This window comes from Streptomyces sp. NPDC056373 (genome assembly GCF_042262425.1).
Lineage (GTDB): Bacteria > Actinomycetota > Actinomycetes > Streptomycetales > Streptomycetaceae > Streptomyces.
In genome coordinates this window covers 147,305-160,822 of sequence record NZ_JBHJPX010000018.1, presented here as the reverse complement: position 1 = coordinate 160,822, position 13,518 = coordinate 147,305, and the positions used below count along the sequence as shown (strand labels likewise).

Sequence of the window (13,518 nt, the reverse complement as noted above, 5' to 3'; positions counted from 1 at the left end):
AGCCAGAAGTGGACTGCCCTGTGATGCCGTAGGAGCGGCATGACACACCGCCGTGCGGCGACCCCAGGAGTGGGGTTGCCGCACGGCGGTGTGTCACGGGCGGCCTGCTCTCGTTCGGAACCCTTCAGCCGACCACCTCTGCCGACGCCCGGCGCGGAGCCCCGCTCATGGCTGCTTTTCCGACGGCGTACCGGCGGGCGTCGGCGTGTCCGGGGCCAGCAGTCCCTCGGCGCGCAACTCGTCCCAGAGGGCGGGCGGGACCGGGTGCCGCAGCTGGGCCACGGTGTCGCGCACCTCCTCGGCGGAGCGGGCCCCGGTCAGGACGCTCGCGACCGCGGGGTGGCCGTGGGGGAAGTGAAGGGCGGCGCTGCGCAGTGGCACGCCGTGGTGTTCGGCGACGGCCTTCAGCCGCAGCGCGCGGTCCAGCACCGGTTGCGGGGCGGGCGCGTAGTCGTACATCGCGCCGGGCTCCGGAGCGATCAGCAACCCCGAGTTGAACACCCCGCCGATGATGACGCTCCTGCCGCGAGCGGCGGCCTCCGGCAGCGTCTCGGCGAGGCCCTCCTGTTCGAGCAGCGTGTAGCGGCCGGCGAGCAGGACGACGTCGATGTCGGTCTCCCGCAGGAAACGGGCGGGCAGCGCGCACTGGTTCATGCCGACGCCGATCGCCCCGATCACACCTTCGGCGCGGAGCCGCTCCAGCGCCGGATACGCCTCGCGCAACGCCTGGTCGGCGTGGTCGTCCGGGTCGTGCAGCAGGGCCACGTCGACGCGGTCGAGGCCGAGGCGTTGCAGGCTCGCTTCCAGGGAGCGCAGCACCCCGTCGGCGCTGAAGTCCCAGACGCGCCGGTGCGTGTCGGACACGGCGAAGCCGTGTGCCAGGTCGTCGCCCTTGCCGCCCTGCGGGTCCGGCTCCAGCAGCCGCCCGACTTTGGTGGACACGGTGTACGTGTTCCGGGGGCGCTCACGCAGTGCCGCGCCCAGGCGGCGCTCGGACAGGCCCAGCCCGTAGTGGGGTGCGGTGTCGAAGGTGCGGATGCCCGCGTCCCATGCTGCGTCGACCGTGGCGAGGGCCGCCTCGTCGGTGATCGGGCGGTAGAGGTTGCCGATCCCCGCGGCCCCGAACGACAGCTCGGTGACCCGGACACCGGTGCTGCCCAGTGTCGCCGTCTTCATGAGCCGGCCGCCGGGCGCAGCCTGAGCCCCTGCATGCCGCCGTCGACGGCGAGGGCCGTACCGGTCACGGAAGCGGCGGCCGGAGACGCCAGATAGACGATGGCGGCGGCGACCTCGTCCGCGGTGACCAGGCGCCCCATGGGCTGACGGGCGTTCAGGGCGGCCCGTTCCGCCTGGGGGTCGTCGGCGGCGTCCAGGAGCCGCGCCACCCAGGGCGTGTCGGCGGTGCCGGGATTGACGCAGTTGACGCGGATGCCTTCGCGGACGTGGTCGGCGGCCATGGCGAGGGTCAGCGACAGGACTGCGCCCTTGCTCGCGCAGTAGAGGGCGCGCTGCGGCAGGCCGGCGGTGGCGCCGATCGAGCAGGTGTTGACGATCGCCGCGTGCGCCGAGCGCCGCAGATGCGGCAGGGCAGCGCGGGTGGTGCGCACGACGCCGAGGACGTTGACGTCCATGACCCGGTGCCACTCTTCGTCGGGGTTGTCCTCGACCGTGCCGATCGCTCCGGTGCCGGCGTTGTTGACGACGATGTCGAGACCGCCGAGGCGCGTGGCCGCTTCCTCCACGGCGAGGCGTACCGACGTGTCGTCCCGGACGTCCGCCTTGAGGGGGTACAGCGGCTCGGGCACCCCGGACGGATCGAGGTCGAGCACGGCCACCGCCCCGCCCCGACCGGCGAGCGCGCGTGCGGTGGCGAGCCCGATTCCGGACGCGCCGCCGGTGACGAGGGCCCTGAGTCCTGACAGTTCACTCATGTGTCACTCTCCTGCCGGGCGCGGTCGGCGACCCAGAAAGTTCCGTCCGGGAAGTGGTAGGCGGCGATGGACTCCTCGCGCATCGTGGCGGAGAAGCCCGGGTCGACGGGGGCGGTGTAGTGCCCGTCCCGAATGATCACAGGCACGTCGAAGTGCTGGTGGAGGTGGTCGACGTACTCGATGGACCGGTCCTCGGTCGTCCCGGACAGGGCGAGGTAGTCGAACATGGACAGGTGCTGCACCAGCTCGCACAGTCCCACGCCCCCGGCGTGCGGACACACCGGCACCCCGAACTTCGCGGCGAGCAGCAGGATCGCCAGGTTCTCGTTCACTCCCCCGACCCGTGCCGCGTCGATCTGCAGCACGTCGATCGCACCGGCCTGGAGGAGTTGCTTGAAGACGACACGGTTCTGCACGTGTTCGCCGGTGGCGACCTTGACGGGGCCGACGGCCCGGCGCACGGCGGCGTGCCCGAGGATGTCGTCGGGGCTGGTGGGTTCCTCGATCCAGTACGGCTTGAACTCGGCGAGCGCGCTGGTCCACTCGATCGCCTCGGCCACTCCCCACCGCTGGTTTGCGTCGATGGCGATGCGGATGCCGTCGCCGACGGCCGCGCGGGCGGTGCGCAGGCGCCGGATGTCGTCGCCGAGGTCGGCGCCGACCTTGAGCTTGATCTGGGTGAACCCGTCGTCGACCGCCTGCTCGGCCAGCCGGGTGAGCTTGTCGTCCGGGTATCCGAGCCAGCCCGGGGACGTGGTGTAGCCCGGGTAGCCGCGCTCCAGCAGCGTCACCTCGCGGTCGGCGAGCCCCGCTCGGCCCTTGTGCAGGAGGGCGAGGGCCTCCTCGGGGGTGAGGGCGTCGGTGAGGTACCGGAAGTCGACCTGGGAGACGAGCCACTCGGGTTCCGCGTGGGCGAGCAGGCGCCACAGCGGCTGCCCGGCGCACTTGGCGGCCAGGTCCCACACGGCGTTGACCACGGCGCCGATGGCCATGTGCATCACGCCCTTCTCGGGGCCGAGCCAGCGGAGCTGGCTGTCGCCGATCAGGTCGCGGCTGAGCGAGCCCGGGTCGTCGCAGAGTTCCGCGACGGAACGTCCCACGACATGGTGGCGCAGGGCGTCGACAGCGGCGACCTGCACGTCGTTGCCGCGCCCGATGGTGAAGGTGAAACCATGGCCTTCCGGACCGTCGGCGGCGTCGGTGCGCAGCACCACGTAGGCGGCGGAGTAGTCGGGATCCGGGTTCATCGCGTCGGAGCCGTCCAGTTCCCGCGAGGTGGGGAAGCGGACGTCGTACGTGTCGAGCGCGGTGATCCTGGCTGCGGTGACGGTCACGGGCGGCCCTTTCACGCTTGGCCGAAGGTCTGGCCCTGGCTGCCGAGGCCGTCGACGGAGAGTTCGACGGTGTCGCCCGGGCGGAGGTAGGGAGTGCCGGGCAGACCGAGGGCCACACCCGCCGGCGTACCCGTGTTGATCACGTCGCCCGGTTCCAGGACCATGTACTGGCTCAGATAGGCCACGATGTGGTCCACCGGGAAGATCATGTCCCGGGTGTGTCCGTTCTGCCGCTTCACGCCGTTGACGCTGAGGTGCAGCCCGAGGTTCTGCGGGTCGCCGACCTCGTCCGCCGTGACCAGCCACGGGCCGAGCGGGTTGAAGGTCTCGCAGGACTTGCCGAGGTCCCACTGCGAGGAGTACTCCAGCTGGAACTCCCGCTCCGAGACGTCATGGCTGATCGTGTACCCGGCGATGACGGCCCGGGCGGCTTCCGGGCCGTCCAGGTAACGGGCCCGGCGGCCGATGACGACCGCGAGTTCGACCTCCCAGTCGGTCTTCACCGAGCCACGCGGGACGAGCACCCGGTCGTAGGGTCCGACGACGGTCGCCGGGTCCTTCATGAACACCACCGGCCGTTCGGGGATCGCGGCACCGGTCTCGGCGGCGTGGTCCCGGTAGTTGAGGCCTACGCAGACGATCTTGCCGGGGCGTGCAATGGGCGGGCCGGTCCTCAGCCCGTCGGCGCCCAGTGCGGGGAGGCTTCCCGCCGCGATCGCGGCGCGGGCACGGTCGATGCCGTCCGAGGCGAGGAACGCGCCGTCGATGTCGGAGGTCACGGAGGACAGGTCCAGCAGCCGGCCGTCGCCGGTACGGACAGCTGGGCGCTCTTCGCCGGTTGCGCCGACTCTCAGCAATTTCACTGCGGTTTTCCCTTGCCTTGGACGGTTCCCGGAGGGGAGGCGACGGCCTGTCCCGCGCCTCCCCAGTCATCGGATGTATGACGTCAGCGCGACTGTAAACGCAAGAGAAACCAGCTGGCAACGGATACCTCGGACGTATTTCCCCAACTCGCAGGCGATCCCTCCGACCGAAGCAGGCCAACGACGCCGGAGAGGCGTTCAGGGTGCGGCAGGCACGGCCGGGACTGTGGGGCAGTGCGCCACCCGCGGCGCGCACATCGGCGGCGGCGGGGCCCTGCCACCGCGGCATCGCCGCAGAGGCGTCCGCAGCCTCGAGATACATCGGAGCAATGACCCACGGCTTTGCAGTGTCAGGCCCGCCGCGCGGTGGCTCACACGCCTCGCGGCCACCAGCAGGTCCTCGGTGCACTCCGGTGCGCCGGCTGACCGCGCCCGGTCGACGGCAGCAGTGACGGCAGGCTCCCGGCGTCCGTGAATGCCGGGAGCCTGCCGTCAGGAGTCCGGTCGACGTCAGTCGGCCGCGGGCACGTCCGGCCGCTGCACAGCCTCAACAGCGGCGGCCGGATGCACCAGGAGGGCCTCAGGAAGGCCTCACGAGGTCATGGCATCGCGGACGAGCGCGGTGTCGGTGAACTGTTCGAAGCGGACGATCAGGCCGCCGCGCACCACGAAGTGATGAGCCACCCGGACGTCGACCGGCTTGCCGGTGCCCTTGTGGGTCGCGGTGTAGCGGGCGAGGACCACGACGTTCTCGCCGTCGACGACGTAGGTGTCGTCGTGGGCCGCCCAGCCGTCCCAGTCCTGGCCGAGCTTCTCCATCACGTTGGCGGTGACGCCCTCGGGGGTGCGGTAGGTGCCGGCGAGGGGGAAGCCGGCCATCTCCGTCCACTCCACGTCGGGGGCGAGCGTGGCGCGCAGGGCGGCCAGGTCACCGGCCGCGGAGGCCAGGTACTGGCGGCGTACGACGTCCGCGGGGGCGGTGGAGGTGGTGAACTCGCTCATGGTCAGCCCCACTGCATTTCGCCCTTGGCGTCCTTCGCGCCGATCTGGGCGGCGATCAGCATGCCGTTGTCGGGGTAGCGCTTGACGAGGGCGTCGGTCAGCGCGGCGCCGTCGGCGGCCTTGCCGAGCTCCTCCTCGAAGGCGACGAGGTACTCGCGGGTGGCGGTGATGGCGGAGGTGTCGGCGGGAGCTCCGGGCAGTCGGTGTCCGGGGACCACGAGCTCCGGCTGCAGGGCGGCCATCTCGTCGAGGAGGACGATCCACGCGGAGCGGTCACCGGGGGTCGGTGTGTCGGCGACCCAGACGTGCTCCTGCTGGAAGAGCAGCACACCGCCCAGGATCGCGCGGTGCTCCGCCTGCCACAGGTAGTGCCGGTCGGGGAGATCGGCCGGGCCGCCCTTGAGCTCGAAACGGTTTCCTTCGAGGGTGAGGCCGCCGGTCAGGGGCTCCAGGTCGACGAGGCGGGTCGGCAGGTTCTCGCCCACGGCCGCCCATGCCTTGAGCTTGCCCTCGTAGGAGTGCCGGATGTGCTCGATGACGATCGGGGTGGCGACGAACCTCGCCTCCGGGAAGGCGTCGGCGAGCACCTCGGCGCCGAAGTAGAAGTCGGGGTCGCCGTGGCTGACGAAGACGGTGGTCAGCTTCTTGCCGGAGTCGAGGATCTCGGCGGCCAGGCGGTGACCGTCGGCGCGGGTGAAGGCGGCGTCCACGAGGAGTGCCTCGTTCTCGCCGGTGACGAGGGTGGCGGTCTTGTTCTTGCTGCCCGCGGGAAAGTCGAGGTCGAGGACCTTGAAGGAGAGAGTGCTCATCGCTGGTTCCTTGCGGTGTGGGGTGGCTGGGGACGGGGGGAGGCTCAGTGGGCGGTGAGGGACGAGAGCCGCTGTTCGACCTCGGTGGCGGTGGCGTTTCCGTAGGCCAGCAGGGTGACCCGGTCACCGTCGACGGCGAGGAGCGTGGGGAATCCGGTGACGCCCAGGGCCGCGGCCCGGCGGAAGTCGGCCTCGGCCGCCTCCTGAGCCCTGGGTGCCTCGAAGGCGGCGATCACGGCATCGGCGTCCAGTCCGGCCTCCTCGGCGACCTTCCGGTACGTCGCCGGGTCGGAGAGGCTGAGGCCGTCGACGTAGAAGGCCCGCTGGAGTGCGCCGGCAAGCTCGACGTCCCGCGTGGGCGCGCCCTGGCGCAGGGCGGTGACGCCCCGTGCGGCGGCCTCGGAGTCCATCACGAACGAACCGTCGGCGATCAGCCGGTCGTACGCCTCGCCGAACTCGGCCCCCGTCAGCTCGGCGATCTTGGCGTTCGCGCCCTGGACGTATCCGAACTCGCGGATCGGCACTCGGCGGTGCCCGGTGAAGAGGCCTCCGGAGACGACGTCCACATCGAGCTCCGGATGCCGCGAGACCACCTCATGGAGGGTCCTGGAGAACCCGTGGGACCAGCCGCAGTAGGCGTCGAAAACGTAGATGAGCTTCATCGAGGACCTCAGCGCAACGGTGGGGCACCCGCCCGGTGCGGGCGATTTCACCTGACCCAACAGTCCCTGACGTGTCAGATATTTCCATGGCGACGTGTCGCTCGCCACACGAGCTGGTGCCCCGGGCCGAGCGGCGGTCATCGCCGGTCCTTGCCCCGACCGGTGAACACAGGCCTGTGCCGCAGTTCAAAAGGTCGCCGAGAAAGCGACCGCCCGCACGCTTCAGTCACGAGAGAGGGCCCGCTGACGCAGCGGGCCCCTCCTCCCGGTTCGTCTCAGTGGATGTGGGACCCGCCGTTGACGTCGTACGTGGCGCCGGTGACATATCCGGAGCCGGGCCGCGCCAGAAAGGCGATGACCTCGGCGACGTCGTCGACGCCCCCGATCCGGCGCACGGGGATGTCCGCCACCATGGCAGCCTTGCGGGCGTCGTCCAGCTTGCCCTGCGTGATGTCGGTGTCGATGAGCCCGGGTGCCACGCAGTTGACCGTCACGCCCGACGGGCCCAGTTCGCGGGCGAGCGCCCGGGCGAAGCCGAGGAGTCCGGCCTTGGCCGCCGAGTAGGCCACCCCTCCGAAGACCCCTCCCCCACGTTCGGCGGAGACGGAGGAAAGAAAGACGATGCGACCGAATCCTCGTTCCGCCATGCCCGTGGCGACGCGCTGGGTGACCAGGAAGCCACCGCGCACATTGACGTCGAAGATCCTGTCCCATTCGGCGGGCGAGACGTCCAGGAACGGCACGGGCGAGGTGATCCCCGCGTTGTTGACGAGCGCGCCGATGGGCGGCAGGGCCGCTTCCGCCTGCGCGATCGCCGCGTCGACGGCGTCGGCGTCGGTGACGTCCGCCGCGAGGGCGAGGGTCTCGACCCCGTGGCGGGCGGCCACTTCGCGAGCCGCTTCCTCGGCGGATTCCTTGTCGAGGTCGAGTACGGCGACGGCATAGCCGTCGGCTGCGAGCGCGTGCGCGGTGGCGCGGCCGATGCCGCGGCGGGACCCGGCTCCGGTGACGAGGGCGGTGCGCGGGCTGTTCGGGGTGGTCATGCGGGCTCCTGAGGGGGGCGGTGAGGTCACGGTGGTCGGGCCGGTGTCTCTCGGATTCACAGTTCGCGGCGGACGAGGTCCTTGATCGCCGCCACCGACAGGCCGTACCGGTCGTGCAGCGTCGGCAGTGCGCCCGCGGCGAGGAACTCGTCCGGCAGCCCCACGGGGACGAGGTGGGCCGTCACCCGGGCGAAGGCCAGGCAGGCGGCGACGGACTCCGCCAGGCCTCCGATCACACTGTGGTTCTCGAGGGTGACGACGAGTCGGTCCTTCGCCGCTTCCCGGACGACGGCCTCGCGGTCGAAGGGCTTGATGGTCGGCACGTGCAGGACCGCGGCGTCGATGTGGTCGCGTTCGAGTTCCCGGGCCGCCGACAGCGCGCGTACCGTCATCAGGCCGGTGGAGATGAACAACACGTCACGTCCGCCGCGCAGTTCGGCGGCGCGTCCCAGCCGGAAGGTGTAGTCGTACTCGTCGAGCACGGTGGGGACGGCGCCGCGCAGCAGTCGCAGATAGGTGGGGCCGGGGTGCGCGGCCAGGGCGGGTACTGCCTGTTGGATGTCGACCGAGTCCGCCGGATCCACGATGGTCAGACCGGGCATGGCACGCAGGATCGCCAGGTCCTCGGTGGCCTGGTGGCTGGGGCCGTAGCCGGTGGTCAGTCCCGGCAGGGCGCCGACGACGTTGACGTTCAGTCCCGGCTCGGCGATGTCCAGGCACAGGAAGTCGTAGGCACGGCGGGTGGCGAAGACGGAGTAGGTGGAGGCGAACGGGGTCAGGCCCGACTCTGCGAGCCCCGCGGCCGCGCCGAGCATCGCCTGTTCCGCCATGCCCATCTGGAAGAAGCGTTCGGGGTGCGCCTCGCGGAAGACGTGCATGTCGGTGTACTTGGCGAGGTCCGCCGACAGACCGACGATGTCCGGCCGTTCGTCGGCGAGCCGGGCGAGGGCGTGCCCGAAGGGGGCCTTGGTGGTGCGCTGCCCGTCTTCCGCGATGGAAGCGATCATGGCGGAGGTGGTGAGCCTGCGCGTGCCGGTTGCGGGGGCGCCGACGGTGTTCATGCGGTGTGCTCCTCGTCTGCGGTGGCTGTGGTGGCTGCGTTTCGGCCGGCGTGCCGGTCGGCGCACTCGGCGTGGAACCGCTCGGTCAGCTGGTCCCGGGCGATCTGCCACTCGTGCTCCTCGACCCGCATGAAGTGCGCCTTCTCCCGCGTCTCCAGCATCGGCACACCGCGGCCGACGCGGGTGTCGCAGACGAGCACGGACGGCGAGCCCCGGTGGGTGCGCAGGCTGTCGAAGGCCGCGACGAGGGCGTCGACGTCGTTGCCGTCCACCCGGAGCGCGTGCCAGCCGAACGCCTCCCACTTGTCGGTGACGGGCTCGGTGCGCAGCACGCCGTTCGTCGGTCCGTCGGCCTGCAGGGCGTTGACGTCGACGATGGCGGTGACGTTGTCGAGGCCGTGGTGGGCGCAGGCCAGGGCGGCCTCCCAGGTGGAACCCTCGTCCAGTTCGCCGTCCGAGAGGAGGTTGTACACGTGTGCGCGGCTGCCCTGGTGGCGCAGGCCGAGCCCCAGTCCGGCGGCGATGCCCAGGCCGTGCCCGAGCGAGCCTCCGGAGATCTCCATGCCGGGCGTGTAGGAGGCCATGCCCGACATGGGCAGGCGGGAGCCGTCACTTCCGTACGTCTCCAGTTCCGCGGTGTCGAGCACCCCTGCCTCCGCGAGCGCCGCGTACAGGGCGATGGCGTAGTGCCCGATGGAGAGCAGCAGCCTGTCCCGCCCGGGCCACTCCGGGTCCTCGGGACGGTGGTTGAGCACGTCCTGGTAGACGACGGCGAGGATGTCGGCCACACCGAGCGCCTGTCCGACGTAGCCCTGGCCCTGGACCTCGGCCATGTTCAGGGCGTGGGTGCGGATGCGGTACGCGGACTCGCGCAGAGCACGCAGTCGCTCGGCGTGCGACGCGGGTGGGGCGGTCCGCGGACCGGCGGCCTGCGTAGGGGTGGCGGTGGAGGCCACGTCAACTCCTTCTTCTGGATTGCGGGTCAGTGGGACAGGGCGGCGGGAGCGGTGGTGTCGCGCGCTGTCCGGGCGGCCAGGTCGGCCTGCCGCCGTTCGGGTGCTCCCCAGGTCTCGCGGGTCAGTACTGCGGCGACGAGACCGAGCAGCCCGTAGAAGCTGAAGAGGGCGGCCGGGCCGGTCCATCCGACGGCGGAGTACAGCGCGGTCGCGATCATGGGCGTGAACCCGGAGACGACGGCGGAGAGCTGATAGGCGAGCGACGTGCCGGCGGTTCGGGTCCGGGTGGCGAACAGCTCGCAGAACCAGGCCCCTTGAACGCCCGCCAGGGAGTTCTGGCAGACCGTGTAACTGATCACGAAGGCGACCAGGACGAGCGCGGCAGTGCCCGTGTTGACCAGCAGGAACAGCGGGAAGCCCCACAGCAGGGTCACGGCACAGCCCAGCAGGTACACCGGTCGGCGTCCCACCCGGTCGGACAGCAGTCCCCACCCTGTCGTGGTGGCGATGCCCAGGGCCGCGGCGGTCACCAGCGCGGTGAGGCTGACACCGCTGGAGACGTCGGGGGCGCGGTCGTCGTTCAGGTAGGAGAGGACGAAGGTGACCGAGACCGCGTAACCGGCCGTTTCCGTGGTCCTGAGGCAGAAGGCCCGCAGCAGACCCCGCCAGTCCTTGCGGAGCACCTCCCCCAGTGGGTTCTTGGCGACGTCGCCGGACTCCTTCAACTCCTCGAACTGGGGGGATTCGTCGATCTTGAGCCGGATGAAGATGCCGACCGCGATCAGTACGGCGCTCAGCAGGAACGGCACCCGCCAGGCCCAGTTGTCGTCGAGGGTGTGCCGGCTGAGGAGAAAGGCCAGGTTGGCCAGGAGCAGACCGACGGGGAAGCCCGCCTGGGTGATTCCCGTGTAGAGACCGCGTCGTCGCCACGGCGCGTGCTCGAAGGTCATCAGGATGGCGCCGCCCCACTCCGCGCCGAAGGCGAGTCCCTGGACGACGCGGACGGCGACGAGCAGCACCGGGGCCCAGACACCGACCATCTGGTAGGTGGGCAGACAGCCGATCAGGACCGTCGCCACGCCCATCAGCAAGAGCGATCCGACCAGCACCGGCTTGCGCCCGATGCGGTCCCCCAGGTGGCCGGCGATCACACCGCCGAGGGGGCGGGCGGCGAAGCCGATGCCCAGCGTGGCGAAGGACAGCAGAGTGGCGGACAGGGGGTCGGAGTCCGGGAAGAACACATCTCCGAAGTAGAGCGCCGCGGCCGTGCCGAAGCCGATGAAGTCGTAGGTCTCGATGGTCGCGCCGACACCGCAGCCGACGGCGACTCTCATGCGCTCGGGGGAGCCCTGGGCCGACGGCCCTGGGGGCGGGGAAGCAGCCATGCCGATCCTCCTTGATCGCTGACGGAGCGGTCCGTCCCTGAACCGCCCCTGTTGGCTGTTGACTGTTAACAGTCGAGAGTCGACTCTGGGGAGTGCGTCCGCATGTGTCAACCCCTGGCCACGAAAAAGACCCACCAGCGGTCGCCGATGGGCCTTTGCGGTGGGCCTTCCGGTGGGCCTCTCCAGGCCTTTTCCAGAAGGAGGGAGGTGTCAGTGAACGGGTCGGTCGTCCCCGGTGTCCCCGTCCGCGGCACCGAGCTGCTCCACGGCGGCGGCCATGTGGGCGCGCAGAACACCCTGCGCCGCGGCCGCGTCACCGCGCTCGATCGCCTCCACGAGCGGCAGATGAGCCGACGCAGCCATGGCCACCTCACGCCGCTCGGCCGCCGCGCTCATGACGACCACCCGGATCGGCCCCTCGAGCCCGCGCCAGGTCTTCAGGAGGACGGAGTTGCCCGACAGTTCACACAGCAGCAGATGGAAGGCGAGGTCGGCCTCCACCTTGGCACTCAGGTCCGCGCCCGACTCGACGGCGGCGTGGAGCCGCGCCACGGCGTCCCGCAGGGACCGAAGCGCCTCGGGCCCCGGCGACGACTCGATGATCTGCGTGATCGCCAGACCTTCGAGCGCCTCCCGGACCTGGAACAACTCCCGCACCTCGGCCGGCGACAGCCGGGACACCCGCAGCATGCCCCGGGCGCCGGCGGTGACCAGCCCCTCCTGCTGGAGGTGACGCAGCGCCTCCCGCACGGTCCCGCGGCTCACGGCCAGCCGCTCCGCGATCTCCACCTCGCCCAGATGGTCACCGGGCCGGTACCGGCCACTGGTGATCGCCGCTCGCAGCGTCTGGAGCGCCTGCTCCCGCAGGGTCGTCGAGCGGGCCAGACTGGACAACGTCGGACCGGTCACGGACCAGGCCTCCTTCAGGCTCCGGGGAAACTCATCGTAACCGAACACCTGTCATCTGTTGACAGTCGGCACTGACACCCGAAGCTACCGCCGGTCTGGTCCGGACCCGTCGGTCAAGATTCGGTCTCGCTTAACCGAGCAGTCGGCGACAGTGCGGGTTACCAGCGGTAAGTTCCCCCTCCCCACTCCCCGTTGTCAGGAGCCCCGGTTTCATGCGCCGACTTCCAGCCTCCATCGCGGTGGCGTCCATGGCCATAGGCGGGTTCATCACGAACACGTCCCCCGCCGCTGCCGCAGACCCCGCGTCCGGTTCCTTCAGCGTCCTCGCCTACAACGTCGCCGGCCTGCCGGAGAGCATCTCCAGCGCTCCCACCCCGCGCGAGCCCGCCACCACCGAGATCGGCCGGCGGATCGCGCCGTACGACATCGTCAACGTGCAGGAGGACTTCAACTACCACGCCTTCCTCTACGCGGGCGACACCGCGCACGCCTACCGCACCCCCACCAGCGGCGGTGCGGGGATCGGCAGCGGCCTCAACACCCTGGCGAAACTCCCCTACGACAGCGACGACTTCGAGCGGGTGCGCTGGAAGTCCTGCCAGTTCGACTCCGGTGACTGCCTCACGCCCAAGGGGTTCACCTTCATCCGCCAGCGTCTCGCCGAGGGCGTGTACGTGGACTTCTACAACCTGCACACCAACGCCGGAACGAACCCCGGCGACCTGACCGCGCGGGCGGACAACCTCGACCAGCTGACGGCCTTCATCAAGAGCCATTCGGCCGGGAACGCCGTCGTCGTCATGGGCGACACCAACACCCGCTACACGCGCTCCGGCGACACCATCGCCGAGTTCGCCGCCGCCAACGGCCTGACGGATCCCTGGGTCCAGCTCATCCGCGGCGGCACCCCGCCCGCCAAGGGCAGCGACGCCCTGGTCTGCGACCAGACCGGCCCCACCGTGCCCAACACCTGCGAGGTCGTGGACAAGGTCCTGTACCGCGACAGCAAACTCGTCTCCCTCGACGCCACCTCGTACAACAACGAGCACTCCAAGTTCCTCACCGATGGCGGGCTCATGCTGTCCGACCACGACCCGATCAAGGTGGACTTCTCCTGGTCGCGCGCCGCGGACTTCCAGCTCAGCGACCAGTTCGGCGGACCGCACGGCGACTTCTACAACGACATCGACGCCGTACCGGCGGGCGCACGCCCGGTCAGCCTCTCGCTGCGCAGCGGCACCCGTGTCGACGGCGTCGGCCTCACGCTCGGCAACGGGAAGACCATCAGTCACGGCGGGACCGGCGGCACGGTGTCGACCCTGAACCTGGGCAGCGGGGAGTTCCTCAGCTCCGCCCAGCTGTGCCAGGGAGAGAAGGACGGCCGCACACGGATCTTCTCTGCCAAGTTCACCACCAACCTCGGCAGGAGCCTGTCCGGCGGAACCACCACGTCCGACTGCGTGACGCGCACCGCGCCATCAGGATGGCAGATCGCCGGGTTCCACGGGCGCGCCGGTACCGAGGTCGACAAGCTGGGCTTCATCTACACGAAGCGCTGACGCG

The 13,518-nt window shown here is 70.6% G+C and carries 13 protein-coding genes; 1 reads left to right on the top strand and 12 read right to left on the bottom strand.

What is annotated here, in order from left to right:
• Positions 1–165: 165 nt before the first annotated feature.
• From ACFCXS_RS32915 to ACFCXS_RS32860, 12 genes are all read right to left on the bottom strand, one after another.
• Positions 166–1,176, bottom strand: a complete 1,011-nt coding sequence (locus ACFCXS_RS32915) for an aldo/keto reductase (RefSeq protein WP_376647014.1) — start codon at positions 1,174–1,176, stop codon at positions 166–168.
• Positions 1,173–1,931: an SDR family NAD(P)-dependent oxidoreductase gene (locus ACFCXS_RS32910; RefSeq protein ID WP_376647013.1), complete on the bottom strand. Its 759-nt coding sequence runs from the start codon at positions 1,929–1,931 to the stop codon at positions 1,173–1,175. Before ACFCXS_RS32910 ends, ACFCXS_RS32915 begins: the two co-directional genes overlap by 4 nt.
• Positions 1,928–3,265 carry an L-fuconate dehydratase gene (locus ACFCXS_RS32905; RefSeq protein ID WP_376647012.1) on the bottom strand — a complete coding sequence of 446 codons (1,338 nt, stop codon included), beginning with the start codon at positions 3,263–3,265 and terminating at the stop codon, positions 1,928–1,930. Before ACFCXS_RS32905 ends, ACFCXS_RS32910 begins: the two co-directional genes overlap by 4 nt.
• 11 nt (positions 3,266–3,276) lie before the next feature.
• A complete protein-coding gene (locus tag ACFCXS_RS32900; RefSeq protein WP_376647011.1) occupies positions 3,277–4,128 on the bottom strand; it encodes a fumarylacetoacetate hydrolase family protein in 852 nt (283 codons plus the stop codon).
• A gap of 591 nt (positions 4,129–4,719) precedes the next feature.
• Entirely contained in the window at positions 4,720–5,130 is a 411-nt protein-coding gene (locus ACFCXS_RS32895; protein WP_376647010.1) for a nuclear transport factor 2 family protein, read from the bottom strand.
• Between the two features lie 2 nt (positions 5,131–5,132).
• Positions 5,133–5,939, bottom strand: a complete 807-nt coding sequence (locus ACFCXS_RS32890) for an MBL fold metallo-hydrolase (protein WP_376647009.1) — start codon at positions 5,937–5,939, stop codon at positions 5,133–5,135.
• A gap of 44 nt (positions 5,940–5,983) precedes the next feature.
• Positions 5,984–6,601 carry a DsbA family protein gene (locus tag ACFCXS_RS32885; RefSeq protein ID WP_376647008.1) on the bottom strand — a complete coding sequence of 206 codons (618 nt, stop codon included), beginning with the start codon at positions 6,599–6,601 and terminating at the stop codon, positions 5,984–5,986.
• A gap of 275 nt (positions 6,602–6,876) precedes the next feature.
• The gene (locus ACFCXS_RS32880) at positions 6,877–7,644 is read right to left on the bottom strand and encodes an SDR family NAD(P)-dependent oxidoreductase (protein ID WP_376647007.1); all 768 of its coding nucleotides are present in this window, start codon (positions 7,642–7,644) and stop codon (positions 6,877–6,879) included.
• 56 nt (positions 7,645–7,700) lie between these two features.
• Positions 7,701–8,705: a transketolase family protein gene (locus ACFCXS_RS32875; RefSeq protein ID WP_376647006.1), complete on the bottom strand. Its 1,005-nt coding sequence runs from the start codon at positions 8,703–8,705 to the stop codon at positions 7,701–7,703.
• Positions 8,702–9,661 carry a transketolase gene (locus tag ACFCXS_RS32870; protein ID WP_376647005.1) on the bottom strand — a complete coding sequence of 320 codons (960 nt, stop codon included), beginning with the start codon at positions 9,659–9,661 and terminating at the stop codon, positions 8,702–8,704. The genes ACFCXS_RS32875 and ACFCXS_RS32870 overlap by 4 nt, the downstream gene beginning before the upstream one ends.
• Positions 9,662–9,687: 26 nt before the next feature.
• A complete protein-coding gene (locus tag ACFCXS_RS32865) occupies positions 9,688–11,046 on the bottom strand; it encodes an MFS transporter (protein ID WP_376647004.1) in 1,359 nt (452 codons plus the stop codon).
• 210 nt (positions 11,047–11,256) lie between these two features.
• On the bottom strand, positions 11,257–11,955 hold the full coding sequence (locus ACFCXS_RS32860) for a GntR family transcriptional regulator (RefSeq protein WP_376647003.1): 699 nt from the start codon (positions 11,953–11,955) through the stop codon (positions 11,257–11,259).
• A gap of 212 nt (positions 11,956–12,167) precedes the next feature.
• Here ACFCXS_RS32860 and ACFCXS_RS32855 point away from each other — a divergent pair, with 212 nt between their 5' ends.
• Positions 12,168–13,514: a jacalin-like lectin gene (locus ACFCXS_RS32855; protein ID WP_376647002.1), complete on the top strand. Its 1,347-nt coding sequence runs from the start codon at positions 12,168–12,170 to the stop codon at positions 13,512–13,514.
• Positions 13,515–13,518 lie beyond the last annotated feature (4 nt).